Below are 24,904 nucleotides of genomic sequence, written 5' to 3' on the forward strand. Positions count from 1 at the left end.
GAAGGCGGTGGTTTGTTTAGTACGCTTCCTCTTTGCTCGGAAAATTGCGATCTTTTACATCATCGACATAATGGCCAATGGATTCTGTAATAATACCGTGCAGATCGGCATAACGGCGCAGAAAACGCGGTTTAAACTCTTTATTGATTCCCAACAAGTCGTGAAGCACCAAAATCTGGCCATCCGCATCAGGTCCGGCACCAATGCCGATGGTTGGAATTGTCAAGCTTTGGGAAGCCTGTTGCGTTAAAGTTGCTGGTATTTTCTCCAGAACAACGGCAAAACAGCCAATATCTTCCAACATTCGGGCATCTTCCAGCAATTTCTGGGCTTCCGTTTCCTCCTTGGCCCGAACGGCATACGTACCAAATTTGTAGATCGACTGCGGAGTCAATCCCAGATGGCCCATTACCGGAACACCCGCGCTCAAAACCCGGATAATGGATTCTTTCACTTCCAGCCCTCCTTCCATTTTTACCGCGTGAGCCCCCGATTCTTTCATGATCCGGATGGCCGAACGCAGCGCTTCCGAGGAGTTCCCCTGGTAGGAGCCAAAAGGAAGATCGACTACCACCAGGGCGCGTCTTACCGCCCGAACCACCGAGGAGGCATGATAAATCATTTGATCCAGCGTAATAGGCAGGGTTGTTTCGTGACCAGCCATGACGTTGGAGGCCGAATCGCCCACCAGGATGATTTCGACACCGGCGGTATCGACCAAGCGGGCCAGCGAATAATCGTAAGCCGTTAGGGCTGAGATTTTTTCACCCTTGTTTTTCAGTTCCTGAATAACGTGGGTAGTGATCCGCTTGATGTCGGGATTATGGACTGACATGATGGATGTATACGGTTTAAAGCGATAGTGAGCAGAATTCGGCAGGTAAGCTGTCGTTCGTTGTCTAAAAAAACCAAGATGCCGGCAAAATAATTCGGTAAACCTCAATGGGTTATTACAGATTTCCGGAAATCACCGATCAATCAGCCAGGATTCAGGATTCAGGCGGCTGGTACTTTTCCAGACCTGAAACTGGACTTCGGCCACGCCGTCTTTGTCGGTAGCCACTACGCCGATGACATCACGCGCCTTGATTCGCTGGCCAACCTGTACGGAAACGCTCTTTAGTTTGGCGTAAACCGTATAGTAGTCACCGTGCTGAATCGCAACGATATTGTGCATCCCGGTTACGTAAGTAGTGTACTGGACCACACCGTCATAAACGGCCCGAACAGCTTCGCCGGGACTCGTCTGAATATCAATACCGGGGTTATCCTGCATGACTCCCTTGAGAACAGGGTGCGGTTTTACGCCATAATGATCCGAAATGAAACCCCGGCTGACCGGCCAGGGAAGGCGGTTGCGGGAAGCGGCAAATGAAGAGGCCAGGGCGGCTTCTTCGGCGTTCAGTAAGTTGTTCCGACGTTCGTCGGGTTTGCGGCCACTCGGTCGTTCGGCCACCTCCGGTGCGGTTTCGGCGGGTTTCGACTCGGCTACCTCTCCCGGAGCGTCGGCTCCAGATTCGGCCGCGGCTTCCCGGGCGGCTTTGGCGGCTGCTGCGGCCGCGGCTTTTTCGCGGGCGATGCGTTCGCGTTCGGCCTTTTCGCGGGCCAATCGGGCCAGCCGTTCGCGCTCCTGGCGTTCCCGGATTTCCCGGCGAATCATTTCTGTAATGGCCGATTCCAACCGGTTAACGGCCCGGCGGCTTTCGGCCAGCTCATTGCGAAGTTCCTGCTCTTTTTCACCCAGTTCCTGCGCTACCCGGTTTTTTTCGTCTTTCAAGCCTTCCAGCCGTTTCGATTCGTTGACCTGAACCACCAGCGTACCTTGTTGCTGTTGCTTTTTCTGCTCAACGGCCTGTTGCTTCGTCAGCATTTCCTGCCGCACTTTTTCCATTTGCCGTACTTGTCCCTTGCGAGCTTCGGAGTATTGCTGGAGGTATTTGTAGCGGGCAACGAGCTGATTGAAACTTTCGGCCGAAAACAAAAAACCCAGTGGGTTTACCTGCTGCCGCCGTTTATCAGCGGCATAAATCATTTCGCCGTATTCTTTTTTGAGTTTTTCCAGGTTTCTCTGTAATTGGCCGGATGTTCGGCGCAATTCCTGAATTTCGCTTGTCATCAATTTTACATCCTCCGTCAACAGATTAATCTGCTTGGATTGGGCCGCAATTTCCTGATTCAGGGCTTTAAGTTGCCCTAGTGTTGCCTGTTTCTGCGAAGAGGTTTTTCGGAGAATGGTCCGAATCTGCGACACCTTTTCGATATTCTGCTTTTTTTCCTTTTCCAGTTGTTGACGACTCCGTTGTTGGGCCATTCCTTTCCCACTCGCTAGCCAGCATAAGGTTAGCAATAGGATAAACGCCCTCCCGTGAGAAGCCTGAACCAATCGATACTTCATACGCATTGTGCAACACCGGGTCGGTTATGGTCTCCGCTGATATTTGGGCGGAACGCTAAACGGAAAGCCCGGATTTTTATCGGTAAGCTCTACTTTATTGTGTCGTATTCGCAAGACGGTCTGGTAAGGCTGCCCGTCATTTTTGGATTTATAATCGACGGTAACCAAACTGGTGTATGGAAACAGAAAATTGTTCAATACCGTAAAATCCTCATAATCCAGCGTCAATGAATTTTTGGTCGGCTGTTCAACCACCAACAGTTTTTTCAGCTTACGGTTTTGCTCACCGATGTAATTATCAACCAAAACTTTTCCTTCGTGTTGCCGTAGGAGCAGGTAGTCTTTCTCGTTTTTGACTCGCTGGGCAGGTTCCTGGGGGAGCGGCAGGTTTCCGACCAAAAGCGACTGAAGCAGCCCAAAATTCAAGTCAAAGTTAAAGCGCTGGCTTAACGTCGGATAATCGAAAACGGAATATTCGCGGTGAATACGGTCCATAATCACCACAGAATCTTTTGTGATCAGTGCCCGCGCCACCTCAACGCCCACGCCTGATACCGAAAGCCAGATCAAGCTGTCTTTATCGATTCGAAGATTGACGTTTGCATTATTGATATCCTGATCCTTGCTTTTGAACGAAACTTTGGATTTAGCCGTAAGGTATTCAAAGTCAACCTGATCAACGGTTTGGTTGGGGTCAATAGAAGGTAAGGACGGCGTGACGGCCACGCTATCCGTTTGCGTTGGAGAGGCTACGGAAACCGTGTCTGTTGGGGGCGAGGGCGGGGCGTTGCGGAAGAGCTTCTGACGACGACACCCAGCCGATGACAATAGCATCACGGCACACAATAGACCAACAAAATACTTACTCATAAATTTTTCCGGTTGCGATTTTTTTGTCCAACCGTTCGGTCGTTTCTCCTTTTAGTTTTGCCTTTTTCCACTGCTCAACGGCTTTGTCATGCTCGCCGAGTTGATACAATACATCCCCGTAATGTTCGATCACTGTACCGCTCACATTTTTATCGGCCTGAAGCGCTTTTTCAAGGTAAGTTCGGGCTTTCGCGTAATCTTTCATGACGTACAAAACCCAGGCGTGGGTATCCAGATACGTCGCGTTGGTCTGATTTTTTTCTACCAGGCGTTCCGACATCTGGAGCGCCAGCGGCAATTTTTCTTTCCGAAGGGATAAAAAGTAGCTGTAATTGTTCAGAACGTGGTCGTTGTCGGGATCTTGTTTCAATACTTCTTCGTAGGCTTCATCCGACTTCTGGTGCTCGCCCATGCCGTTGTATACATCGCCTAACTGCGCCGTAACGCTTTTCATCAGCTCGACGTTGGTAGCCGAAAGACGACGGCTTTCTTCATAAGCCTCCACGGCTTCCTTATAGCGTTTTTTGAAGTAATTCGCCGAACCGTTGAAGGCCCAGATCACGCCCTGGTTAGGAAACAGTTCCAATGCCTGTTCTGAGTGAACCAGCATACTGTCCATCTGATTCAGTTCGCCATCGAGTTGCAGAATGGCCCCCCAGATTTCGTAGGTCGCCTTGTCCAGCCGGGCGGCTTTGACGTAATGGTCACGCGCTTCGGCTTTTTTGCCTTGCTGAACCAGTAAATCGGCGTAAATAGCCTGTGAGCGGGCATCTTTAGGATGAGCCAGGGCCAGCTCTTGCGCCAGTTTGACGGCGCTTTGCTTGGCTTTTTCATTGTTGCCCACCATGCCCAGGTAACTCGACAGGATCCGGGACTTGATGTCGGCTTCCAGGTTCGGGTTGGAGAATACCTTGTCCAATTCCTGGCTGCATTTCTCAAGATTGCCCTGTTTGCGGTACAGGTCGGCCAGCATGACGTGGGCCTGTGGTAAATCGGTGTTTACCTTCAGTGCGCGTTGCAACCAGTCAACGGCCTGGTCGTTGCGGTCGTTGGCAATCAGCAGTTCAGCTCCTTCCAGGAGGTAATCGGTCTCGCCCGGCTCCGAAGCCACCAGCTTTTCGGCTTCCTGAATTGCTTTATCAACTTTATTCTGTTTCAGATAGATCCGCTGTTTCTGCCGGATGATTTCTTCGTTCATACCCGTTGCTTTCTCCACGCGATCGTACATCTCGAGGGCTTTATCGGGTTTTTCGTCGAACAGGTAAATGGCCGCCAGTTCGACCCCGTATTCGATATTATCGGGGCTTTTTTTAATCAGTTCTTCGTACAAATTTTCGGCATCAGCGTAGCGTTTTTGTTTTACAAAAAGCTCTGCCAATTGTAGAACATAATACTTATTGGTGCCTTTGTCGAGTTGTACGGCTTTCTGGGCGAGCGGAAGGGCTTCGGTCGGTTTGCTCTGCTTCATCAGCGCTGAAGCAGCAGCGTAGTAAGCCGCCGAATTTTCGGGGTGCAGCTGAATCACTTTCTGGAACTGGGCCACGGCCTTGGCGGGTTCGTCCATCATCATGAACTTCATGCCTTCCGTAAACAAGGATTCCTCAACCCCCCGCGCTCCTTCCGGCGGTTTGGCTTCTTTGCTTTTGCGTTGCGCCTGAACGGGTGTGAGAACCCACACCATCAGGCAGCCGATACCGGCAACCAGCCATTTCCGCCAATTGGGTTTTACCAGATCGTGCATCTGTATAAATGACTTAAATGAATCGAATCAAATGAACAAAAAAGCCCATTAGGCTTTTTCTTTCAAACGTGTATGGCATAGGCTCTATTGCAGCCAACATCATGCCATTAATCACAATATACAAAGGTAGTGGAAACAAACTAGGAATGGCAAACAACTTATTGTCTGACGGTTTTTTCGGCGGAGCAGAGCTGACTGTTACTCTGTACGCGTTGTGAAGCGGTCTACGATTTCGTTGGGATGAATCTGTAAAACGTTGGCCAGCACCAGCAAAACGAGGGTTCGGGAGGCCATTTTGCGCGGAATATTGGCAATGCTGGCGAAGAGATCCACGGTAATGCTCTGGTTTCGATCGAGATGACGCATGAGAGTCTGCTCCTTGTCGCCGTACGTAAAACGAACGTTGCGATCCGCGGTTTCGCCTTTCATGATTTCGCGTACTTCCTTACTGGCCTGTACGGCCTTATCATCAACCCGGATGTAAGCCCGCCGGGTGTCGGTAGCGGGGTCGGTGACATAGTGCGGTTTTCGGGTGCTTTCCGGAACGGTAATCACCAAAACTTCCCGTTCGTTGGCAAGCAGTACGCGTTCCATCTGGTAATCGATAACGGGGGTGCAGTACCGTTCAATAGCGCGCTCCAGCAGGTATTCGTCTTCATCGACGTGTTTGAGGCCCTGAATGCTTTTGTCGTCGCCAATCCCAATCAGTAGTTTTCCGCCGTTCGTGTTGGCAAATGCCACAATTTCACGAATAATGCGTTCGGGGTGATTGGACTTCAATTTGAATTCAAGATGCGTTCCTTCACCCTGTCTAACCAGTTCCTTGAGCGCCCTGTAGTCCATCCGTGAGTCGGCTGTGTAGGTGTCAGAAAGGTTGTCAGCCTTCCCTTGCTTTTAAATATAACCGTTTTTGTTGTTACAAACCAAGGGTTTGACTAACTATTTTCCCGCGGAAAAACGCTAAATTCGTCAGCAGGTCTCTGTATTAATCACTTAAGCTGCTTAGGAAGCACCGCTGATTTGTACCCAATTTAGTAACGAAAAAATGCTGACAAACGTTGCAATTATACTGGTCGTCTTCATCACGATGGAAGGAGTTGCCTGGTGGACACACAAATACATTATGCACGGTTTTATGTGGCGCTGGCACCATTCGCACCACAACCATCACCACGGTTTTCTGGAGCGAAATGACTGGTTCAGTGTCGTCTTTAGTTTGGTGGCCGTCGGAATGGTCGTTGTCGGATTTGAAGTAGAGCAGCTGTGGTGGCTGGCACCCGTCGGCATTGGCGTGACGCTATACGGGTTCTTTTACTTTATTTTTCACGATATTATCGTGCACCGGCGGATCAAAATCCGGTTTAAAGCACACAACCCTTATCTGAAGCGAATCATCCGGGCGCATTACATTCACCACAAAGTTCATAAACGGGAAGGCGCTGAGGCATTTGGATTTTTGTATGCGCCAAAGAAGTACGAAAAGCCCTGATTGGCCGGGCCGCAAGACCAAAACCCATAAAGGCACAACCCGGAGGACTGTATCTTTATGGGTCACGTAAGCGGTGACAATTGGCTAATACTCGTCCTCGTTAAAGAAGAAGTCGTCTTTGGTTGGGTAATCGGGCCATATTTCCTCGATACTCTCGTAGGGCTGACCGTCGTCTTCCAACTCCTGCAGGTTTTCGACTACTTCCAAGGGAGCGCCAGAGCGGATTGAATAATCAATCAACTCATCTTTGGTTGCCGGCCAGGGGGCATCTTCCAGATACGATGCCAATTCGAGTGTCCAATACATAGGCGTTGCAGCTAAAACTTAACAACTTACTGTCGTAAATTGTGCAAAAGTAAAAAAATATGAATATCCTATACATTTCCCCGAAAAATCTTTCAGAAACGGTTAGGATGCTGTTTAGGCCAAATAACCTGACCATGCCTGAAAATGTTTAAATCGTTTTCCAAGTTTTTCTATTTCTAAAACGGATTGATGAATGGACGTTGAAATTTGTGCGTTTTCGCTCGAATCCTGCCGGATTGCGCAGGCGAATGGTGCTAATCGCATTGAGTTGTGTGGGGGGGCTGCCGAAGGAGGTACGACCCCAAGTTACGGTTTGATTCAGCTGGCCCGGCAGGAACTGACCATTGCGCTATATGTTATGATTCGGCCCCGCGGAGGAGACTTTTTATACAACGAAACCGAGCTGGCCGTGATGCGCCAGGATATTGAAGCCGCCAAACAGATCGGAGCGGATGGGATTGTGTTCGGGTTGCTGAATCCGGACGGAACGGTCGATGAAGCGAAAACTGCGGAACTCGTTCAATTGGCTCATCCGCTGCCGGTTACTTTTCACCGGGCTTTCGACATGACGCGTGACCCGTTGGAAGCTCTGGAAGCGGTCATTCGGACCGGGGCGAAGCGGATTCTGACATCGGGGCAGCAAGCCAGCGCCGAAACAGGGCTTTCGCTGCTAAAACAACTGGCCGAACAAGCTGGCGAACGAATCGAAATCATGGCAGGTGCGGGCGTTACTCCGGCCAATGCTACCAAACTGGCCGCAGCGGGCGTTCACGCGTTGCACCTGACCGCCAAAGAGGTAATGGACAGCGGCATGGAGTACCGGAATCCGAACGTTCCGATGGCTTCGGTGGCCATGAGTGAATTTGAGTGGCTCAGTACGAGCAGCGCTATTGTTCGGGCGGTTGTGGCGGCTGCTTCCTAAACGTTATTTGGCGGAGCTAAACGCAAGAAGATTGCTTAGCTCCGCCAAATTATCAAACCCGAATTTTACCAGAAATACGCGTATAATACCGTGATAATGGCGATGATCACAACTGCGCCAATAGCAAATCCTGAAGAGGTTTTGAACATGGTTGCATCAATTTCCAGGCCTTTATTGCTTGGTTTTTGTAGCCCTAGTACAATCATAACGGCTACGCAGATCAGGAACACAAAGCCCATCGTGTCGAGGAATGGAATGGTATAAATTCCTTCGGCGTTTTTCACCGCAAAACCCGAAGACGCTAGAAACTCCAGATTAACCAGATCGGGCAGAACGTACTTGAAGAATAGGGACAGCAGAAAACCGCCCACAATGGCAAATAAGGCTCCGCTGGAGTTGGTTTTCTTCCAAAAGAAACCCATGATGAAAGCCGCAAAAACGCCCGGAGAAACCAGTCCCGTCATCTCCTGAATAAATTGAAATCCACCTTTTTTATCGATGCCCATGAACGGCGAGATCAGAATCGCCATCAGCATCGATACCCAGATGGTTACCCGGCCTACGCGGACCAGTTTCTGTTCACTGGCATTTGGGGAGATGTATTTTCTGAAAATATCAAGCGTGAAAATCGTTGAAATCGAGTTGGCTTTACCAGCCAGTGACGCCACCACAGCCGCTGTCAGGGCGGCAAACGATAGCCCTTTCAGCCCAGCGGGCAACAGATTCAGTAAAACCGGATACGCATGATCCTTATTGATTTCGCCCGAAGCGTCCAGCATTTCCTGTTGAAATAAACCGTTCTGGTAGAGCGTGTAAGCCGCAATCCCCGGCAGGATAACAATGACAGGCATGAGCAGTTTCAGGAAAGCCGCGAACAGAATTCCTTCCCGGGCGGTTTTCAGATCGGCACCGAGAGCCCGCTGCGTAATGTACTGATTACACCCCCAGTAGTTCAGGTTCACAATCCACATCCCACCGATCAGAACCGTCAGACCCGGTAATGATGCATAATGGGGGTGGCCTTTCGGGAAAATCATGTGAAAATGGTCTTCCGACTGCGTCAGCATCTGGTTAAAACCGTTGATGATACCGGTGGTTCCGTTCTGCTCGGAAACGAGGTTGATTGCCAGATAGGTGGTTGCCAAACCTCCCAGGATCAGGAAAAACACCTGAATAACGTCTGTAAAGCCGATTACCTTCATTCCGCCAAGCGTGATGATAACGGCAAAAACGGCCAGGCCAATCATACAGACCGTGAAGTTCAAACCCGAAATGGTCGAAACGGCCAGCGCACCCAGAAACAGGATGGAAGTCAGGTTGACCAGTACGTACAGAAACAGCCAGAAAATAGCCATGATCATCGCAACGGTATTGTTGTAACGTTGCGTCAAAAACTGCGGCATCGTAAAAATGCGGTTTTTGAGGTAGATTGGCATAAAAAATACCGCTACCACAATAAGCGTAGCGGCCGCCATCCACTCGTAGGTCGCAATGGCCAGCCCCATGGCAAAACCGTCGCCAGAAGCGCCAATGAATTGTTCGGCCGAAATGTTGGAGGCAATCAACGAAGCGCCAATCGCCCACCAGGTCAGCGAGCCTTCAGCCAGAAAGAAATCAGTAGAGGATGCGTCTTTTGTTTTTTTTCGGTTGTAAATCCAGTAGCCGTAGCCTGCTACGATGATGAAATAAATTAAAAAAACAACGTAGTCAATAATCTGTAATTTTTGCATGACAACGGCTTAAATAGAAAAGAAATGGACTAGGATTATTTCCGCTCGAAAGATAATATAATTTAGAGATATATTATTCTCGAAAAAACGGCTTTGTCACGCATTTTGTGCAGGCTTCTGCAGCCCCGACTTATAAAATTTTGATGGTTTCCGGTACGATTTTTCGCAAGCGGGGGTCGGCTATGAAACGGCGGGCCACTGTAAAACGATAATTGCCCGTGTGGATAGTATATTGATAAATGGGGCTCATAACCGATACTGAGCCGTTGACCCACCCCAGGGTTACGCACCAGCGGTTGCTGTTGTAACCCGCTACAACTCGAAACAAAAGATCAGGCCGGACATTACCATACGTCAAGTAACCCGTTCTGAACTGTTCCTTACTGAACGTTGCGTTTAAGTTGGTCGTCAGCGATGCTGTGGCAAAGAAATGGCTGCGGTAGACGTAGGTATAAGCGTATCCAACACCAGGACCTAATTTTAGCAATCGCATTCGCCGGACCTCTTCGGTTGGAAAATCGGCCTGGAGCTGACGGGGTACCAGCGCACTGTCGCCCCGGACTATCCCGTAATAAAACTGAAACCCAATCAGCCACGTGCCGGCTGACTTCTTTTGCCACTCATTCTGAACAAAAGAAGATCGGAACGAAAAACGTCGAAAATTAAACACGCGCCGAATGGATCCACCCAGCAGCCGCACCCGCAGGTCGGGACGGAGGTAGTATAAATCCGGGCTGGGCGCTGCATTGCCGCGGGGCGACAGGTAGTAGCCACTGTAAAATTGCCCAAAACCGTCGAGTACCCATTTTCGCATGTAGATGTGGGTTTGCAGATCCAGGTCGCGGGTTTTGCCCTTGCCGTTGTGTTTGTCCAGAAACGAAAGTCCGTAGGCTATATTGAGCGTCAGTGCGTTGACCGTTGCCCCAACCCCAAAGTCCAGGGGTGAGTTGGGGCGAAACCGTAAGGGGGGTGCCGGACGGGTCGGAGTAGACAAATTAAAGGAGGTATACTTCTGGGAAAGATAAGTTCGCCCCGTCAGTTTACCCGGAAACAGCCGGATGTAGGTAGTATCCACCACCCGGTTCATACGGCTTTGGGCCAGTCCTTTTGAACCGCTGAGCAACAGAAAGGTCACCAAAAGCCCGGTAACGGAGCCAGAAAGGAAAATCGTAGTTTGGCAGCGATTGAGGAGCCCGAACTCCGTCGTCGAACGTGGCTTCATCGAGCAAAAGTAGTATCAATGCCGTGCCGACTCAGTTCGGCTTGCCACTCGTAGCGGAGCGATTTTTTATGCGCTTCGAAGTCTCTCCGGCCAAACATTTTCATACGGTATTTGCCAAGGTCACGCTGTAATAAAAGACGGTTTTTAAGTCCACCCGCCAGCCGGGTGGAATCAGCTTCCTGAATTTGCCGGATACGTCGTTTGTTGTTGCCAAATAGTAAATCCGTTAGACTGATCTCGACCAGAAAAGCCGCCTTTTTGTTGAGGGTATAATCGCCATTCAGGTGAAGATACGATAAATTACTGGTCAAATTCAAGTCCGGCATCAGAATCCGGTTCTGATGCAGCAGGAACTGAGCGTCAACGTCTTCAAAGTAGATATGGCTCGTTTTGGTTTTCGGCAAAAACCGGAGCGCCTGCTGAATAGGCTGAACTTCGATCAGCTCCATATCCCGAACGGCCGCTTTCGTGTACGCCGTTATTTTGTTGATGTCCGGCAGAAAATCGTTGTCCAGTTTGGTTCGTAGCGTCATGGCACAATCCACATTTCCCCGGATATTTTCGCTCTTCAGCACATCAATCTTCATCTCCTCGGCGGCCCGGAAGAGCTGGTACAAATCCATTTTCTGAAGGGTTACATTCAGCGTAACCGGAAATCCCTTCGGATCGCCCAGTTTCATCAGACCGTGCGAGCCCAGCCGCCCGCCAAAAGCATTCATGGTGAGTCGTTCCAGTTGCGCGGTTTCGTCTTTGATGACGGTTTTCAGGCCAAAATCATTTCCTTTTAAGGTTTGATAATCCAGTTTGCGGGCTTTTACCTCAATGTCAAACCGATAATCGCTCAGGGCGGATTTGCTTTTCTTTTGCGAAACAGGTCGCTTGTAGGTTGTCTGCATGCTGTTCAGGCCCGCCAGCAGGCTCACCAATCGTTGCAGGTTCAGCCGTTCGTACGACAACCGCAGGGCTGCGTATGGTTCCTGAATACCATCCGGATTTAGTTGAAAATGGCCCAGCCCCGCAATCGTTCCGCCCAGGGTCGTGCGGCACAAAAGCTGAGGAACCTGCACATTCTCCCCTTTTTTGTGCAGTACAACCGACAAATCGCTCAAATCTTCGCGCGATGGCAGCCGGATACGATCAACTTTGATGACGGCCGAGTATTCGGTTCCAAACAAAAGACCGGCCAGTAAACTATCGCTGGAAGAAGGACGTTTGGGAGGCATGGCGGGCCGGGTAGCTGGTGGCAGCGTCGGTTTCGAGAAATCAAGCTCCTGCCAATGCGCATCCAGCTTGGTTCGCACCGGGTACATTGCCTGGCTGCCGCCCAGCGCATACCGCAGCAGGTTAGTAACCTCACCGTTGATTTTGAAATCCTGACCGTCCAGTTTTCCAACCACTTCCCGAATCCGGAGCATGTTATTTTCCGGCAGAAAGTGAATGTCGGCGTTGAGGGCCGTACAGCGTTTCGACGGTTTCGGCAGGTGAATACAGCCATTTTTGATTCGAAGCGTACCATTCCAGAACGGTTCCAGAGGTGCCGGTTGCCGGACATTTGAGTAAAGTAAAGGGCTTCGGACTTTCAAATCGATGGCGGCCGTGCCGCGGTAGAGTGAATCGCCGGGCCAGTTCATCAATTGCGCCAGTTGCAGCAGTGACAAATTCCCGTGTAGCGAAGCATCGACCACCGGCGACACCAGATTCGTTAGCTTGCCCTGCAACGTCAGGGTGTCAGAACCCGACTGAACCCAAAAATCGTTCAGCGTCAGCACGGTGGTTTCGCGGGAATTTTCGGGGCCATTGTTCCAGTTGCCTTTTGCCCGGACGGTTTGAAAGACGACCGGCGTTTTGGGCCAGCGATAATTTTGGGCCTGGAGCCGGAAGTCGACCTCGCTATGGGCCCGAACCGTTGCATTGCTCCGGCCCTTCATGCGAAACCGAAAGTCGACATTTCCTTTTAGCGTAGCATCACCCGCATAGCGTTTGAGTGAATCCGGCAACAACGCCTTCAAAAATTTGTAGGCAGGCTGGCGACCGCTCAAACCAAGATTCATTTCGGTACCTTCTTTTGCCGGTAACTTTCGGTGGCTGCCCATTAGTTTGACGGGCAAGTCATTGACCAGCAGATGGCTGTTGCTAAAAGTGCCGGTTTTGGTTACTTGATTATAAGCATACTGAACGGCTGCGGTAAAAGGCTGTGCCCGAAACAGGGTCAGGCTGCGGTTTTTAATGTAGTCGATGGAGCCCAGTAGCTTGCCTTCCAGTTGCAGCGTCGACTGAATCAGTTGCCCCTGTAAATCAGCCTTTCGGATGGTCATCGCAAAGGCATTTTTTTTGTAGCCATTTTCGACCAGTACCGTCGCATTTTCAACCCGGATTTCGGGAATGGCCACCGAATGCGTATGCGACGTATCCGTTCGATTTTCGGCTTTCCAGGCAAATCCCGTTTTTTCGCCGGTTGAGTCGACCCACTGGTGGTAGCGAACTCCTTTCAACACAATTTTCCGGACCGTGCGCTCTTCACGGAACAGATCGAGCGTTCCGATCACCAGATGCGCCTGATCGACACCAATGATCTCGGCGGGTTTGGGCCCCTGGTTGTCATGAACCGACAGATTGTAGAGCTGAACGGATAAATGCGGAAAGTGGCTTATGACCGAAAAATCGACGCCGAAATCGGCCAGTCGCTGTTCCGAGTGGGAGGCAAATTCCTCACGGACGACCTGAACCACATGTTTTTTATAAACAGTTGTCAGCAAAAGCGGAATCAGTAAGCCCGTTAGCAGCATAACGCCCGCTACGGCTCCCAATAGTTTTGTCCAGTGAGCAAACCTCGCCATTGCTTTTTGAAAATCGTTGAGTACCCAAACCGGCGGTTTATCCGGTTTTACTTAAACAAGCAGCGAGGGCGCACTGTTCGACCTTAGAGAATGATGGTCCGGTTCTGATGAATAAAAACGCGGTCATTGAAGACCAGCTTCAGCGCCTGCGACAGAACAATTTTTTCTACATCCTTGCCTTCGGTAGCCATATCGTAAGCCGTATGCCGGTGATCGACCTCTTTAATATTCTGCGCGATGATGGGGCCTTCGTCGAGATCATTGTTGACAAAATGAGCCGTTGCACCGATAATTTTAACTCCCCGTCCGTAGGCTTGCCGGTACGGATTGGCCCCTACAAACGCCGGTAAAAAAGAATGGTGGATGTTAACGATTCGGTTCGGAAAGTTTTTTACAAATTCGGATGTCAGAACCCGCATGTATTTGGCCAAGACGATGTATTCCGGCTCATAGATAGCCAGTGTCCGAAGAATGATCTCCTCGTGTTCTTCCCGGGTTTTGTGTTCATGGGAAACATAATGGAAAGGAATCCCGAATTTGCTGACGAAGGGCTGAAGCGTGTTGTAATTGCTGAGAACAGCCAGGATATCGGCGTCAAGCTCGTTAAAAGCGTACCGAATAAGTAATTCTGCCAGGCAGTGGTGCTCTTTGGTAACAAAAACAATGATATTCTTCTTTTTTTTAGGATTAATACGCAGATTGATGCCCGGTGGTAAGGTCTGCTGTAATTTATCAAACAAAGCAGTGGAATCGTAACTACCTTCGAACTCCGTTCGCATGAAAAACTGCCGGTCGGGACTGACGTACTCGTTGTTACGAATGATGTTTAGGTTATGTTGCGCCAGCACCCCCGTGACGCGGTGAATAAGTCCCGTACTATCGGGGCCGTCCATTAACAGAATGTGACGAGTTTCGGTGGACATGAACGAATTGATGATTTGAAAGTTATAGTAAAAGTAGTAAAATCACCACGCGAATCGCCTTTTGCGGACTGAATAGGTTGGTATTATTTTGAATAAAAAACCGGTTGGCAGGCCTTGTGGGCTTGCCGATGAAGACTTGTGAAAAGGAAGGTTAGCCACCTTACTAACATAATATGGCATTGGAATCACTGCTCTCTGCGTCGAAGCGAAAATTGCTCATTGAAGTTGCCTGGGAAGTTTGTAACCAGGTTGGCGGTATTTATACAGTTATTCGATCGAAAGTTCCGTCGATGGTCGAAAAGTGGGATAACGATTATATTCTGCTCGGTCCGTATTTTCCGCAACGGGCCGCGGTTGAATTTGAACCGATTACCCAGGATGACGGCACCGAAATCGGTCGTGTGGTTCAGAGCATGCGCTCGAGGGGACTGGATGTGCAGTACGGATACTGGCTGATCACCGGAAAACCGCGGGTGGTGCTGTTTGGCATCCAGAGCCTCGGTACAAATATTGATCAGGTCAAATACAACCTTTGGGAGCGACACGGTATTTCGACCTTGAACGTTGAGGATTTGGTCAATCAGGTGGTTGGCTTTGGCGAACTGGTTCGGATTTTCCTGACCGAACTGGCCGCTGAAAGTGCCCGCCATGTGGATATTACCGTCCATTTTCACGAGTGGATGGCCAGCAGCGGCTTGCCGGATCTCCGCCGGGATAATGTTGCAATCGCAACGGTTTTTACAACGCACGCTACCATGCTGGGGCGTTATTTGGCGCAGAACGAATCCGGTTTTTACGGAAAGCTTCCGTTTTTTGACTGGCAACGCGAAGCCAAATATTACAATATCGAAGCACAGGCCATGATTGAACGGCTGGCCGCGCAACAATGCCACGTTTTTACGACAGTCAGCGACGTTACCTCGCGGGAATGTGAAGTCTTTCTGGGTCGAATTCCCGATTTGATATTGCCCAACGGGTTGAATATCATGCGCTTTACGGCGGTACACGAGTTTCAGAATTTGCACGTAAAGTATAAAGAACGGATTCATGAATTTGTGATGGGGCATTTCTTCCAGAGCTATTCGTTCGATCTGGAAAAAACGCTTTATTTCTTTACGTCGGGTCGGTTTGAATTCAGCAACAAAGGCTATGACCTGACGCTCGAAGCGCTGGCCCGGCTAAACTGGAAAATGCGCGAAGCCAACATGGATATGACGGTGGTCATGTTCATGATTACCAAACAACCGTTCCGGTCCATCAATCCGGATGTGTTGCACAGCCGCGCGTTGTTGGACGAGATCCAGGAGACCTGTAAGGCGATTGAAAATCAACTTGGTAACAAATTGTTTTTAAACGCAGCCGCTGGCGAAGACATTAATTTGCCGGACCTCAACCAGTTTGTGGACGAATACTGGCGGCTTCGGCTCCGACGCACCATCCAAAGTTTCAAAACGAACAATCTGCCGCCTTTCGTGACGCATGACCTGGCGCAGGAAGATGAGATGGTCCGGTTTATCCGGCAGATCCAGCTGGTCAATAATGCCCACGACCGGGTAAAAGTAGTTTACCACCCCGACTTTATTTCGTCCACTAATCCGTTATTTGGGCTGGATTATGGCCAGTTTGTAAGGGGTTGCCACTTGGGCGTTTTTCCCAGCTATTACGAACCCTGGGGATACACGCCGTTGGAGTGCGTCGTGCGCGGAATTCCGACCGTTACAAGCGATCTGTCCGGTTTTGGGGATTTTATCATGCAGATTATGCGGGATTACGAAAATCGGGGAATTTACGTCGTCAACCGTAAAACCCAAACCTTCAACGAAGCCGCTGAGCAGTTGGCCAACATCCTATTCCGCTTTGTCCGATTGTCGCAGCGCGACCGGATCACGCAGCGTAACCGCGTCGAAAATATTGCTGAAGTATTTGACTGGACGAACCTGCGATCCTACTACGATACCGCCCACGATCTGGCGCTGAAGCGCCGGAAACCGTGAATTAGAAGGTAGAGACAAGAGAAAAAAGGCTGAGTTACCACAAAAAGACAAGAGACGAAAGAAAACCGCTGATGGAATTCTTTCGTCTCTTGTCTTTACTCTAATTCTATTCTTTCAATACTGATTCAACTCTTTGTTAAATTCGGTCAGTATTTGTTCTTTCATAGCGATTTTGCGCTTTTGGGTGTTTACCTTGCTCATCATCATCTTATCAGCGTCCTCATTGCCCGGGCGACCCATCGTATTCATGCTGCTCATGGACATGGCCAGATCGCTTTTCTCGCGACGAACCAGGTATTCCAGCTCCCGAACTTTTGTCCGCAACTGTTCCGACCGGCTTTTCAGCTCGAAGGCCGGATATTTGCGGGTAATTACCCGTTCGAGGTAGTTCAATTCAAAGATTTTGTCGCAAGCGGATCGGAAGCGCTCAGAAACCACTTTGTCAACCAATTTGAACGGTATTTTAATTTCTTTCCACTGGTTCAGCAGCTGTTTTGCCCGATCAGCGGCTGCCGGAATATCAGACTGTTTCGCCAGCTTTTCAACTTCGTCGGCCATTTTCATCTGCTGCTCCACGCGTGGATCAATCCGGACCTTAGGCTGAATACCCCTTGCCAGGTTGTAGCGATCAAAAACGGTTTTGGTAGCCCGACGGTATTTCTTTAAGATTTTACCAGATTTCTTGATCGGTACTTCACCAACTTCCTTCCATTCGTTGTTCAGGTTTCGAATCAGGTGGTAGGCTTCGGTCAGTACTTTCATGTACCGCTCTTCGGCTATATTAGCCCGTTCGAGGGCTTCTCCTTCCAGATTGTCACGCTTGAACGGTCGGCTGCGGTCGGCCTCGTAGATACTCCGCACGGCCCGCTCAGCTTGCGCAATGAGATGATCGTAGCGATCGATGCGCTCCTGAATAACTTTATTTTGTTCGTTGAAAAATTCACGCCGACGCTGGAAAAAGTTGTCCAGCGTTTCGCTGAAACGGGATTCGATCGTTTCGTCCAGTTCTTTATCAACTGGTCCGGTCTTGATCCATTTGAGCTTAATTTCCTGAAGCTTTTCGGCGGTTTCTTTCCACTCGTTGCTGTCGGCAACCGACTCAGCTTCTGCCAGCAACGCTTGTTTGATCTCGAGGTTTTTAAGTTGGTTGGTCCGGATGAGTTCAACCAATATTTCTTCCTGGGCGTCAAGCCGATTCAGCAACGGAATAAAATTGCCGATAGCATCGAAACTCAACAGTTTTTTCCGCAGTTGAACGAGTTTAGTCAGGTACGACCCTTTGTTTTGAGCCTCCTCAACTTCCTGCTCTAACTGGTTTACTTTGTTTTCGGCAATTGTAAACCTATTTTTGAAATAATCGAGCGCTTCCTGTTCTGTGCGTTTCACTTCACCGATTTGACGGTCCGGATAGCCGAGGTAGCTCGATAAGAATACCTTTCCGTCTTTGACGTAACCGTATTCGTCTACCAATTGAGCTTGTTCCATTATTTTACTCTTTAAAGCTGAGCTATGGGTTTAATTGTTGATATTTGCCATCTACAAAAGTAACCAGAACCATGAGTCAGGAAACGATTATATTCTCAATGGCGGGTGTCAGTAAAATTATTCCGCCAAACCGACAAATCCTAAAGAATATCTACCTTTCCTTTTTTTACGGTGCAAAAATCGGTGTTTTAGGCTTAAACGGCTCCGGTAAATCTACCCTGTTGCGTATCATTGCCGGGATCGATAAGAGTTATCAGGGCGAAGTGGTGTTTTCACCGGGTTATTCGGTGGGTATGCTGGAGCAGGAACCGCAGCTGGATCCGAACAAAACCGTTAGAGAAGTGGTGGAAGAAGGTGTGCAAGAGACAGTTGACCTTCTGAAAGAGTTTGATCAAATCAATGAAGCCTTCGGTGATCCCGATGCCGATTTTGATAAATTAATAGCCAGACAGGGCGAAGTACAGGAAAAACTTGACCACCTGAACGCCTGGGAACTGGACAATCGGCTCGAAAAAGCGATGGATGCCCTGCGCTGTCCACCTTCGGATGCCTTAATCGCTAATTTATCAGGCGGTGAAAAACGCCGGGTGGCACTCTGCCGTTTGTTGCTGCAACAACCTGATGTATTGCTGCTCGACGAACCGACCAACCACCTCGATGCGGAGTCGGTATTGTGGCTGGAAGAGCACCTGCGCCAATATGCCGGAACGGTTATTGCCGTCACGCACGACCGGTATTTCCTGGATAACGTGGCGGGCTGGATTCTGGAGCTGGATCGGGGTGAAGGGATTCCCTGGAAAGGCAACTATTCATCCTGGCTCGATCAAAAACAAACGCGTCTGGCTAAAGAAGAAAAGCAGGAATCAAAACGCCAGAAAACCTTGCAGCGTGAGCTGGAATGGGTCCGGATGGCTCCGAAAGCGCGTCAGGCTAAGTCGAAAGCACGGTTAGGGGCTTATGAAAAACTGCTGGGCGAAGAAAACCGTCAGAAGGAAGAAAAGCTGGAAATCTTTATTCCGGCGGGACCGCGGCTGGGTTCCAAAGTGATCGAAGCGCACGGCGTTTCCAAAGCGTTTGGGGATCGTCTGCTGTTTGAAGACCTGAGCTTTCAGCTTCCTCAGGGCGGCATTGTCGGAATCATTGGGCCGAACGGGGCCGGGAAAACAACCCTGTTTAAACTGATTACAGGCAAAGAACAGCCCCAAAACGGTTCGTTTGAAGTGGGCGAAACCGTTAAGTGGGCGTACGTCGATCAGGAACACGATGGACTGGACCCCAATAAGACGGTTTTTCAAACCATCTCCGAAGGAAATGAATGGGTGATACTGGGGGGCAAGCAAGCCAATGCCCGGGCCTACGTAAGCCGATTCAACTTCACGGGATCAGATCAGGAAAAGAAGATCGGAACGCTTTCGGGCGGGGAACGTAACCGCGTTCACCTGGCCATGATGCTGAAAGAAGGCGCTAATTTGCTGCTGCTCGATGAGCCAACCAACGATCTGGATGTCAATACGCTGCGGGCGTTGGAGGAAGGTTTAGAGAACTTTGCCGGTTGTGCCGTCGTCATTTCCCACGACCGCTGGTTCCTCGACCGTGTGGCCACCCACATCCTGGCGTTTGAAGGCGATTCGCAGGTATACTGGTTCGAAGGTAATTTCTCGGAATACGAAGAAAACCGTAAGAAACGGCTGGGTACTGATGCTACGCCGAAACGGATTAAATATAAAAAACTCGTTTAAGGGTTGAGGTTTAAAGGATCCATGATACTCAATGATGGATACTTTAAACCTTCGCAAACGTCAAACGGAACAATGCACGGTTATTTCAACGGCGCCATTTTGCCGGTCGAACAGATTTCCTTCGGAGTCACGGATCTTGGTTTGTTGCGCGGTTTTGGACTTTTCGATTATTTCCGGACTTACAACGGTCGGCCTTTTCAATGGGATTGGTATTGGGAACGGTTTGCCAATTCGGCGGCCAAAATGCACCTGCCGGTTCCGATCACCAAAGAAGAGGCCCATCGTGTTGTGCTGGATTTACTTGCCAAAAGTACCTTGCCGGATATTGCTATACGCTTTGTGATGACCGGAGGATATAGCCCTGACAGCATCAGTGTGGCTACGCCGAATCTGCTGATTATGGCCGAAGAGATTCACCCAACCCCGCCGATCCAGTTTGAAGAAGGCATCAAGGTCATTCTGGATGACTACGTCCGGGAGATGGCCGAAGTGAAAAGCACCGATTATAAGCGGGTGATTTTGCTGGCGCAGGCTATCCGGTCGGCCCGGGCGTCGGACGTTCTGTACCAAAAAAACGGCGAAATTAGTGAGTTGAGCCGCAGTAACTTCTTTATTTTCAAAGGAGATCGACTGATTACGCCCAACCGGCACATTCTGCACGGTATTACCCGGCGAACGGTGATGCAACTGGCGCAGAACGATTTTCAGGTGGAAGAACGGCCCGTTACGGTATCCGACCTTTACGATGCCGACGAAGCGTTTACCACCAGTTCGACAAAAAAAGTACTGCCTATTGTTCGGGTGGATGACTTAACAATTGCCGACGGCAAACCGGGTAAACGAACGCTGTTTTTGCTGGAAGAATTTAACGAACTAATTGCGAATTGGTAGGCGTATTTGGTATGAGACCTGCCAGGCTTTGAAAGCCTGGCAGGTCTTTTCTTTTTACCGCTCGTTTTGTATTTTAAAAGGATCATCCGTTGTCATCCATGACAGCCATTTACCCTGTGCTTTCATCACCTGCTCGATCACATCCCGAACCGCACCCCGCCCGCCCGGAACGGGAGAAATGTAATCACAAACGGCTTTGATTTCGTCGGCAGCGTCGGCCGGACAGGTGCTGAATACGGTCGGGCGGGAGAGTATCTGCAAATCCGGAATGTCGTCGCCCATGTACAAAATTTCCGCTTCGTTGAGTTGATCGCGTTGCAGAAAGTTGAAATACGTATAAATTTTCTGTTCAGTCGGCCCGCCCATGAAAATGTCCCTTATTTTCAGGAACTCCAGCCGTTTTCGAACGCCCAACTGGTTGCCGGCCGACAAAACCGCAACCCGGTAGCCGGAATGAACCGCCCGCTCAATGGCATAGCCGTCGCGGATGTTGAACGTCCGGAATTGTTCGCCCGATTCGAGGGCATTCACACTACCGTCGGTCATGACGCCATCGACGTCGAATATAAAGGTGGTTATTTGTTTGAATCGTTCCTGTAAAGCCGTCATACTTGTAGAGGGGTGAAGCACGAAAATACGCGTTCAGTCGGTTTAATTTCCATTTGCTGCGATTTTCTTATAGTTTCGGGCGCGCCAATGAATGCGGAAAATTGTGATGGATTTTAGTAAACTGGCCGCCCAGTATCAGGAAAGTCTTTTCCGAACCATTATTCCTTTTTGGACCAAACACAGCCGGGATACCGCTTGTGGGGGGTATTTTAATGCCTTGACGGAGCAGGGCGATGCGTTCGATACCGACAAAGTTGTTAAGCTACAGGCGCAGCAGGTCTGGGCGTTTTCGGTCTTGTATAACTGGGTCGATGCCATTCCGTTATGGCTTGAGCTGGCCCGGCATGGTGCTGATTTTTTGCTGGCCAATGGCCGCTACGAAAACCGCTGGCTAGGTGTGGTTGATCGCCGGGGTAGAGCCGTTGAGCCGGCCGAAACCGTTGAACCCGATTGCGCCGTGGCGATGGCATTTGCGCAATTTTACCACGCTACGCAGGACGCTGAATTTGCAGCCGTTGCCCGGCAAACGATGGAGAACGTCATCACTCAGCGCCAGCAGCAGCGGGAAAGGTGGGACGATCAATTGGGTGGGTTTCGGCAGCTCAAATATCTACGCGAGCCCATGATGGTCTTGAAAGCTCTGCTGGAAACGCGCTCGCTGCTGGAGCCAGAAACGTACAAGCAGGCTTACGAAGCGGTACTGAGCGAAATTCAGAACGAGTTTTTTGATAAACGAATTGCAGTTTTGCGGGAAACGGTTTTGCCCGGCGGCTCTTTTTGCGACAGCTCGGCGGGACGACGGTTACACAGCGGCTACGGTTTTGAAACCGCGAACTATCTGCTGGAAGCGGCCGAGTTGACCGGCAATCGGCGATTGGCTCAACAGGCCGTTCAAATGGCGTTACATCTGGCCGAAATAAGCTGGGATGAACCGTTCGGCGGTTTTTTTCAGTACAGTGATTTGAAAGAGCGCCCCAGTATTTACAGCGAGTGGGATCGGAAATTGTGGTGGGTGCATTCCGAAGCTTTGACGGTTTTTGCGAAAGGCTACCTGCACACCCGGCAAAACGATTGCCTGAAGTGGTTCCGCAAAGCGCACGATTACACCTGGCAGCATTTTCCGGATAAAGGAAATACGGAATGGTTTGGCGTATTGGACCGGAAGGGGCAGCCTGTGTCGACCATCAAGGCCAGTCCAGACAAAGGCTGCTACCACCTGATTCGTGGATTGTACGAAACCTGGCGGGCGCTGGAACAGGGGGCGGTTATCGCCAGCAAAAACCGTATGGATACGCGTTTGGGACGGCCCATGACTTAAAGGAGCATGTTCCGTTGCTGGATACCGTCGGAGAGCAGCCGGTAGAGGTGTGATAGCGCGGGTTTATCGGCCAGGTAATCGAGGTGTAAGCCCAGCGTTTTTACGTCACCACGGCGGGCCGGACCGGTCTGTACGCGGGCCGGGTGATCCGAATAAAGGGCTTTCTCAATCGTTTCTTCAATCAGAGGCCGCAGCAAATCGAATTCCAGATCTTCCGAATCCGTCAGGTCTTTCGCAGCACCCAGCAGGTAATTGGTAAAGTTGCAGGCAAAAACCGCAGCGATGTGCAGTACTTTTCGTTCGTGCGAGCTGATCAGGTAAACAACCTGACTGATTTCCTGAGCCAGCGTAACCAACTGGGTTTCGGTTTCTGCATCGCTGGCTTCAATGCAGAGCGGAATGGCTTCAAAAGGGAGTGGGGTGGTTGTTCGGCTAAAGGTTTGCAGGGGGTAAAAAACACCCGTCCGGACCGGAACATCACTATAGATGTCCATCAAACGGCGCAGTGTTTCCAGGGATTTACTTCCAGAAGTATGCACCACGGCGGCATTTTCGGGCAGTACTAGCTGGGCCGTTACCTCATCAATGGCATCGTCCGGAACCGCCAGGATAAATAATTCTGCTTCACTTTCGGCATAATTGAGATCGAGGCTCAATTGCGCATCGTACAGCATAGAAATCAGCTGTTGGGCGTGATTGGGGGTCCGACTATAGACTTCACAGATAAAATGTCCGGCATTTTCGAGGGCTATTGCCAGATGCCAGGCCAGATTGCCAGCGCCGATAAAGGATAGTTTCATGCACTAAAGATATTTTTTCGTCGCAAACAAAAAACGAAACATGCGGTTTTTTGGGAGTTCATTTATTGCGCGAGAGGAGAATGGAAGCACTCATATTGACGGTATACGTTTTAGTATTGCTATTATTATTTACCTATAACTGTGGTCAGTTAAGTTTAATTTTTAGTTACCTGCGTTCCAAAAGAAGACAGACTTCATTTGAGCAGTACTCTGCCACCCGGCCAGAGACGGTGCCGTATGTAACCGTGCAGCTGCCGATTTACAATGAACTTTACGTAGCCGCCCGGTTGATTGATGCAGTGGCCATTCTGAATTATCCGCGTTCCCGGTTCGAGATTCAGGTTCTGGATGATTCGACCGACGAAACCGTCAGTATTATTGCCGAAAAAGTGGCGCAGTACCAGCAGATGGGAATTGACATCCAGCACATTCGCCGGGCCGAACGGAAAGGGTTTAAAGCTGGTGCGCTGGCCTATGGGCTGGAGCTGGCCAAGGGCGAGTTTATGGCTATTTTTGACGCGGATTTTATGCCAGACCCGGATTTCTTGTTGAAGACGCTGCCGCATTTTGAAAATCCGAAAGTGGGTATCGTACAAACCCGCTGGACGCACCTGAATCAGGATTATTCCGTCCTGACCCAGTTGCAGGCCTTTGGGCTGAACGCCCATTTCTTTATTGAGCAGGGTGGGCGAAACGCCGAAGGGTACTTCATGAATTTTAACGGCACAGCAGGTGTCTGGCGTAAAACCGCCATTCTGGATGCCGGTAGCTGGAGCAGTGATACATTGACCGAAGACCTGGATCTGAGTTACCGGGCTCAGCTGAAAGGCTGGAAATTTGTATACCGTGAAGATATCGGCTCGCCCGCCGAACTGCCGGTAGCTATGAATGCGCTTAAATCGCAGCAATACCGTTGGATGAAAGGCGCTGCTGAATGTGCACGAAAATTAATGTTCAAGGTGATTGGTGATCCGAAAATCCCGTTTCGCATCAAACTACATGCTTTTTTTCACTTGCTGAGCAGCTCGACATTCATTCTGGTTTTTCTGCTTGGTTTGTTGAGCGTACCGGTATTGTACATTCGGATTCGGCACCCCGAATACCAATCGATTTTCCTGATGCTCGGTTTTTTTCAACTCAATTTGCTGATCCTTATACTCTTCTATGGCATCCCGTTCTGGCTGGAACGCCGGGGTAAACTTGAACAACTAGGATTGTATTATTTCCCGATGTATTCATCGCTGATGATGGGTTTATCGCTGCATAATACCATTGCTGTTATCGAAGGCTTTGCGGGCCGGAAAACCCCTTTTATACGAACACCCAAATTCAATGTCAAAGCCAGTGGCGACACGTGGCGAACGAACAAGTATTTGCGGATTGACCTCAACTCGGGGACAAACTGGTTAACGATCTCGGAAGGTGCTCTAATGCTTTATTTTCTGTTTGGTATTGGCCTCGGCTTTTATTTTGGTCATTACAATATGCTGGTGTTTCATTGCATGCTGGCAATGGGGTTTGGGCTGGTATTTTTATACAGTTTGTTTCACGCCCATATCAAACGCTAGTACTGACCTGTCATCTTTGGGTGCTATACGTCACCTATAACGGTGTTAGACTCGGGGCATATTAT

At 49.9% G+C, this 24,904-nt stretch carries 20 protein-coding genes; 7 read left to right on the plus strand and 13 right to left on the minus strand.

What is annotated here, in order from left to right; genetic code table 11:
• Nucleotides 1-16: 16 nt before the first annotated feature.
• The 5 genes from panB to ACYVH9_RS00895 all read right to left on the minus strand — a co-directional run bounded on the left by panB (nt 17) and on the right by ACYVH9_RS00895 (nt 5,849).
• Entirely contained in the window at nt 17-835 is an 819-nt protein-coding gene (gene panB, locus ACYVH9_RS00875; RefSeq protein ID WP_460634397.1) for a 3-methyl-2-oxobutanoate hydroxymethyltransferase, read from the minus strand.
• 132 nt (nt 836-967) lie between these two features.
• Nucleotides 968-2,395 (minus strand): murein hydrolase activator EnvC family protein, encoded by a 1,428-nt coding sequence (locus tag ACYVH9_RS00880; protein ID WP_460634398.1) that lies wholly within the window; start codon nt 2,393-2,395, stop codon nt 968-970.
• A 24-nt stretch (nt 2,396-2,419) separates the two neighbouring features.
• Nucleotides 2,420-3,265: a DUF4292 domain-containing protein gene (locus tag ACYVH9_RS00885; protein ID WP_460634399.1), complete on the minus strand. Its 846-nt coding sequence runs from the start codon at nt 3,263-3,265 to the stop codon at nt 2,420-2,422.
• Nucleotides 3,258-5,006 (minus strand): tetratricopeptide repeat protein, encoded by a 1,749-nt coding sequence (locus tag ACYVH9_RS00890; protein WP_460634400.1) that lies wholly within the window; start codon nt 5,004-5,006, stop codon nt 3,258-3,260. The genes ACYVH9_RS00885 and ACYVH9_RS00890 overlap by 8 nt, the downstream gene beginning before the upstream one ends.
• Nucleotides 5,007-5,204: 198 nt before the next feature.
• Complete coding sequence (locus tag ACYVH9_RS00895) at nt 5,205-5,849, minus strand: AlbA family DNA-binding domain-containing protein (RefSeq protein ID WP_460634401.1); 645 nt, start codon at nt 5,847-5,849, stop codon at nt 5,205-5,207.
• A 202-nt stretch (nt 5,850-6,051) separates the two neighbouring features.
• On the opposite strand from ACYVH9_RS00895, the gene ACYVH9_RS00900 reads away from it, so the two are divergent.
• Nucleotides 6,052-6,495: a sterol desaturase family protein gene (locus ACYVH9_RS00900; protein WP_460634402.1), complete on the plus strand. Its 444-nt coding sequence runs from the start codon at nt 6,052-6,054 to the stop codon at nt 6,493-6,495.
• Nucleotides 6,496-6,579: 84 nt separating this feature from the next.
• Here ACYVH9_RS00900 and ACYVH9_RS00905 read toward each other — a convergent pair whose 3' ends face one another.
• Nucleotides 6,580-6,801: a DUF2795 domain-containing protein gene (locus tag ACYVH9_RS00905; RefSeq protein WP_009284883.1), complete on the minus strand. Its 222-nt coding sequence runs from the start codon at nt 6,799-6,801 to the stop codon at nt 6,580-6,582.
• Nucleotides 6,802-6,994: 193 nt separating this feature from the next.
• On the opposite strand from ACYVH9_RS00905, the gene ACYVH9_RS00910 reads away from it, so the two are divergent.
• Nucleotides 6,995-7,723: a copper homeostasis protein CutC gene (locus tag ACYVH9_RS00910; protein WP_460634403.1), complete on the plus strand. Its 729-nt coding sequence runs from the start codon at nt 6,995-6,997 to the stop codon at nt 7,721-7,723.
• Nucleotides 7,724-7,788: 65 nt separating this feature from the next.
• Here the strand turns inward: ACYVH9_RS00910 and ACYVH9_RS00915 are convergent, their stop codons facing one another.
• From ACYVH9_RS00915 to purU, 4 genes are all read right to left on the minus strand, one after another.
• Nucleotides 7,789-9,453, minus strand: a complete 1,665-nt coding sequence (locus tag ACYVH9_RS00915) for a sodium:solute symporter family transporter (RefSeq protein ID WP_460634404.1) — start codon at nt 9,451-9,453, stop codon at nt 7,789-7,791.
• A 130-nt stretch (nt 9,454-9,583) separates the two neighbouring features.
• Nucleotides 9,584-10,675, minus strand: coding sequence for a DUF4421 family protein (locus ACYVH9_RS00920; RefSeq protein ID WP_460634405.1), 1,092 nt, complete (start codon nt 10,673-10,675; stop codon nt 9,584-9,586).
• Entirely contained in the window at nt 10,672-13,512 is a 2,841-nt protein-coding gene (locus ACYVH9_RS00925; protein ID WP_460634406.1) for an AsmA family protein, read from the minus strand. Before ACYVH9_RS00925 ends, ACYVH9_RS00920 begins: the two co-directional genes overlap by 4 nt.
• Before the next feature lie 83 nt (nt 13,513-13,595).
• Nucleotides 13,596-14,435, minus strand: coding sequence for a formyltetrahydrofolate deformylase (gene purU / locus ACYVH9_RS00930; RefSeq protein ID WP_460634407.1), 840 nt, complete (start codon nt 14,433-14,435; stop codon nt 13,596-13,598).
• 173 nt (nt 14,436-14,608) lie between these two features.
• Between purU and ACYVH9_RS00935 the strand changes: the two genes are divergently transcribed.
• Nucleotides 14,609-16,429 (plus strand): glycosyltransferase, encoded by a 1,821-nt coding sequence (locus ACYVH9_RS00935; protein WP_460634408.1) that lies wholly within the window; start codon nt 14,609-14,611, stop codon nt 16,427-16,429.
• Nucleotides 16,430-16,543: 114 nt separating this feature from the next.
• On the opposite strand, the gene ACYVH9_RS00940 is transcribed toward ACYVH9_RS00935, so the two are convergent.
• Nucleotides 16,544-17,914, minus strand: coding sequence for a DUF349 domain-containing protein (locus ACYVH9_RS00940; RefSeq protein ID WP_460634409.1), 1,371 nt, complete (start codon nt 17,912-17,914; stop codon nt 16,544-16,546).
• Between the two features lie 71 nt (nt 17,915-17,985).
• Between ACYVH9_RS00940 and ettA the strand changes: the two genes are divergently transcribed.
• Nucleotides 17,986-19,653: an energy-dependent translational throttle protein EttA gene (ettA, locus tag ACYVH9_RS00945; RefSeq protein WP_460634410.1), complete on the plus strand. Its 1,668-nt coding sequence runs from the start codon at nt 17,986-17,988 to the stop codon at nt 19,651-19,653.
• A 72-nt stretch (nt 19,654-19,725) separates the two neighbouring features.
• Nucleotides 19,726-20,544, plus strand: coding sequence for an aminotransferase class IV (locus ACYVH9_RS00950; RefSeq protein ID WP_460634411.1), 819 nt, complete (start codon nt 19,726-19,728; stop codon nt 20,542-20,544).
• A gap of 54 nt (nt 20,545-20,598) precedes the next feature.
• Here ACYVH9_RS00950 and ACYVH9_RS00955 read toward each other — a convergent pair whose 3' ends face one another.
• The gene (locus ACYVH9_RS00955) at nt 20,599-21,153 is read right to left on the minus strand and encodes a KdsC family phosphatase (RefSeq protein ID WP_460634412.1); all 555 of its coding nucleotides are present in this window, start codon (nt 21,151-21,153) and stop codon (nt 20,599-20,601) included.
• A gap of 106 nt (nt 21,154-21,259) precedes the next feature.
• Here ACYVH9_RS00955 and ACYVH9_RS00960 point away from each other — a divergent pair, with 106 nt between their 5' ends.
• Nucleotides 21,260-22,471: an AGE family epimerase/isomerase gene (locus ACYVH9_RS00960; protein ID WP_460634413.1), complete on the plus strand. Its 1,212-nt coding sequence runs from the start codon at nt 21,260-21,262 to the stop codon at nt 22,469-22,471.
• Here ACYVH9_RS00960 and ACYVH9_RS00965 read toward each other — a convergent pair.
• Nucleotides 22,468-23,271, minus strand: a complete 804-nt coding sequence (locus ACYVH9_RS00965) for a Rossmann-like and DUF2520 domain-containing protein (RefSeq protein ID WP_460634414.1) — start codon at nt 23,269-23,271, stop codon at nt 22,468-22,470. The genes ACYVH9_RS00960 and ACYVH9_RS00965 overlap by 4 nt on opposite strands.
• An 80-nt stretch (nt 23,272-23,351) precedes the next feature.
• Between ACYVH9_RS00965 and ACYVH9_RS00970 the strand changes: the two genes are divergently transcribed.
• Nucleotides 23,352-24,839 carry a cellulose synthase family protein gene (locus tag ACYVH9_RS00970; RefSeq protein WP_460634415.1) on the plus strand — a complete coding sequence of 496 codons (1,488 nt, stop codon included), beginning with the start codon at nt 23,352-23,354 and terminating at the stop codon, nt 24,837-24,839.
• Nucleotides 24,840-24,904: the final 65 nt, after the last annotated feature.

It is taken from the genome of Larkinella harenae (assembly GCF_054780515.1).

Bases quoted from the DNA above. Each gene is read 5' to 3' on its own strand.
- ACYVH9_RS00970 (WP_460634415.1), top strand. From the start codon at position 23,352: ATGGAAGCACTCATATTGACGGTATACGTTTTAGTATTGCTATTATTA.
- ACYVH9_RS00905 (WP_009284883.1), bottom strand. From the start codon at position 6,801: ATGTATTGGACACTCGAATTGGCATCGTATCTGGAAGATGCCCCCTGG.
- purU (WP_460634407.1), bottom strand. From the start codon at position 14,435: ATGTCCACCGAAACTCGTCACATTCTGTTAATGGACGGCCCCGATAGT.
- ACYVH9_RS00925 (WP_460634406.1), bottom strand. From the start codon at position 13,512: ATGGCGAGGTTTGCTCACTGGACAAAACTATTGGGAGCCGTAGCGGGC.
- panB (WP_460634397.1), bottom strand. From the start codon at position 835: ATGTCAGTCCATAATCCCGACATCAAGCGGATCACTACCCACGTTATT.
- ACYVH9_RS00960 (WP_460634413.1), top strand. From the start codon at position 21,260: ATGGATTTTAGTAAACTGGCCGCCCAGTATCAGGAAAGTCTTTTCCGA.
- ACYVH9_RS00900 (WP_460634402.1), top strand. From the start codon at position 6,052: ATGCTGACAAACGTTGCAATTATACTGGTCGTCTTCATCACGATGGAA.
- ACYVH9_RS00920 (WP_460634405.1), bottom strand. From the start codon at position 10,675: ATGAAGCCACGTTCGACGACGGAGTTCGGGCTCCTCAATCGCTGCCAA.
- ACYVH9_RS00895 (WP_460634401.1), bottom strand. From the start codon at position 5,849: ATGGACTACAGGGCGCTCAAGGAACTGGTTAGACAGGGTGAAGGAACG.
- ACYVH9_RS00955 (WP_460634412.1), bottom strand. From the start codon at position 21,153: ATGACGGCTTTACAGGAACGATTCAAACAAATAACCACCTTTATATTC.
- ettA (WP_460634410.1), top strand. From the start codon at position 17,986: ATGAGTCAGGAAACGATTATATTCTCAATGGCGGGTGTCAGTAAAATT.
- ACYVH9_RS00885 (WP_460634399.1), bottom strand. From the start codon at position 3,265: ATGAGTAAGTATTTTGTTGGTCTATTGTGTGCCGTGATGCTATTGTCA.
- ACYVH9_RS00965 (WP_460634414.1), bottom strand. From the start codon at position 23,271: ATGAAACTATCCTTTATCGGCGCTGGCAATCTGGCCTGGCATCTGGCA.
- ACYVH9_RS00915 (WP_460634404.1), bottom strand. From the start codon at position 9,453: ATGCAAAAATTACAGATTATTGACTACGTTGTTTTTTTAATTTATTTC.
- ACYVH9_RS00910 (WP_460634403.1), top strand. From the start codon at position 6,995: ATGGACGTTGAAATTTGTGCGTTTTCGCTCGAATCCTGCCGGATTGCG.
- ACYVH9_RS00940 (WP_460634409.1), bottom strand. From the start codon at position 17,914: ATGGAACAAGCTCAATTGGTAGACGAATACGGTTACGTCAAAGACGGA.
- ACYVH9_RS00950 (WP_460634411.1), top strand. From the start codon at position 19,726: ATGCACGGTTATTTCAACGGCGCCATTTTGCCGGTCGAACAGATTTCC.
- ACYVH9_RS00935 (WP_460634408.1), top strand. From the start codon at position 14,609: ATGGCATTGGAATCACTGCTCTCTGCGTCGAAGCGAAAATTGCTCATT.
- ACYVH9_RS00890 (WP_460634400.1), bottom strand. From the start codon at position 5,006: ATGCACGATCTGGTAAAACCCAATTGGCGGAAATGGCTGGTTGCCGGT.
- ACYVH9_RS00880 (WP_460634398.1), bottom strand. From the start codon at position 2,395: ATGAAGTATCGATTGGTTCAGGCTTCTCACGGGAGGGCGTTTATCCTA.